This is a genomic window from Rhizobium sp. CCGE 510, assembly GCF_000292525.1.
Lineage (GTDB): Bacteria > Pseudomonadota > Alphaproteobacteria > Rhizobiales > Rhizobiaceae > Rhizobium.
Genome location: NZ_AEYF01000135.1, coordinates 1 through 549, shown reverse-complemented (window position 1 = coordinate 549; position 549 = coordinate 1). Strand labels below are relative to the sequence as shown.

Genomic DNA, 549 nt, shown 5'->3' with positions numbered 1-549 from the left:
CCAGCCGAGGAGCCGAAGTTTGAGCGGATTGCCGGTCTGCAAGGCGCTTCTTCGGCGGCCGATGTCCCTGGCGACGCCGACCTTTATCGGCGAGCACCCGTTCTCATCCTCGCCTATGAAATAGACCGGCATGTGCGTTGCTCCGTTAAGCTTCTCCTCCGGTTAGTCATTGCCGTAGTCGGGCTCATCTATTTCGCGCTCTTGTTGATCTACGTGAAATGTAGTTCAGTCCCGACGCGTCGATTTCGTCGCTTCCCATCTCCCTTCCATCTAGGCATCGGCGCGCGGCCAGCGCAGCTTCCCGCGTCCGACCCGCAAGGTCTTCACCAACGGCTTGGCTCCCAGCAGTCGCCCCGAAAAGAGGCTGGGCTTCGGGTCCGTCGCGGGCTTCTTGAAGGCAGCGACCCGCCGATAGTCCGGTGTCGCAAGCCAGGTCCGGCCGTCACCCTCATCGGTGACTATCCGGTAAAGCCCCACAGGCGGCGTATCTTCAACGTCGAGCAAGCGGGTATATCGTTCGATCGACCATTTCTGGATGCCTCCACTGAG

1 protein-coding gene is annotated in these 549 nt (G+C 60.7%); it reads right to left on the bottom strand.

The annotated features are described in order from the left end of the window. Positions 1-270: 270 nt before the first annotated feature. Positions 271-549 (bottom strand): hypothetical protein (locus RCCGE510_RS32825; RefSeq protein ID WP_007638137.1); only part of this gene is annotated, 279 nt, incomplete at its 5' end.